The sequence below is a fragment of the Halioglobus sp. HI00S01 genome, assembly GCF_001635445.1.
GTDB lineage: Bacteria > Pseudomonadota > Gammaproteobacteria > Pseudomonadales > Halieaceae > Halioglobus > Halioglobus japonicus.
Window position 1 is genome coordinate 1 of sequence record NZ_LWEE01000276.1, and the last position, 223, is coordinate 223.

Genomic DNA, 223 nt, shown 5'->3' on the forward strand with positions numbered 1-223 from the left:
AGTAGCCGCGAATTTTGCCGGGGTCCATGCCGCGAGTCGTCGCACCCGCGGCATGGACCCCGGCAAAATTCGCGGCTACTGGCAGGATGCCGTCGATGGTTACACGATCGAAGTGGAGATGCCGATGGCCATGACCGGTGGCCGCCTGGGGCTGTATATCAATGACGTGGGCCACGGCGAAGGGCGCAACGTTGTCACCCTGGGCAACATCCGGCCCCTGCGC

Annotated in this window: 1 protein-coding gene; it reads left to right on the forward strand. The window is 64.6% G+C overall.

Going from position 1 to position 223, the window contains the following annotated elements; all coding sequences use genetic code 11:
• Window positions 1-223, forward strand: a 223-nt coding sequence (locus A3709_RS24130) for a hypothetical protein (protein WP_197484307.1), incomplete at both ends; no start/stop codon positions are given.